Here is a 220-nt window from a genome sequence, read left to right as displayed (position 1 = left end):
GGTAGCTGTAACCGGTGTTACAGTGAATGGCTCTACCGTGGTGTTGACTTTGGGTACACCAGTCACAGCAGGTCAAGCAGTGCAAGTGGGTTATACCGATCCATCGGCAGCCAATGATCCAAATGCGATTCAAGACATTGCGGGTAATGATGCAGCAACACTTCCAGCCACCACAGTGGATAATGGTTCAACTGTGCCTGGTGGTGATACCACAGCACCG

Annotated in this window: 1 protein-coding gene; it reads left to right on the top strand. The window is 51.4% G+C overall.

Features of this window, described 5'->3' with window-relative positions; genetic code table 11:
* Positions 1-220 (top strand): SwmB domain-containing protein (locus M2R48_RS21320; RefSeq protein WP_262087629.1); only part of this gene is annotated, 220 nt, incomplete at both ends.

It is taken from the genome of Acinetobacter sp. I-MWF, assembly GCF_025433935.1.
GTDB classification, from domain to species: Bacteria; Pseudomonadota; Gammaproteobacteria; order Pseudomonadales; family Moraxellaceae; genus Acinetobacter; species Acinetobacter guillouiae.
Note: the sequence above shows the minus strand (reverse complement) of the source record. Positions and strands in the feature narration are given on the sequence as shown.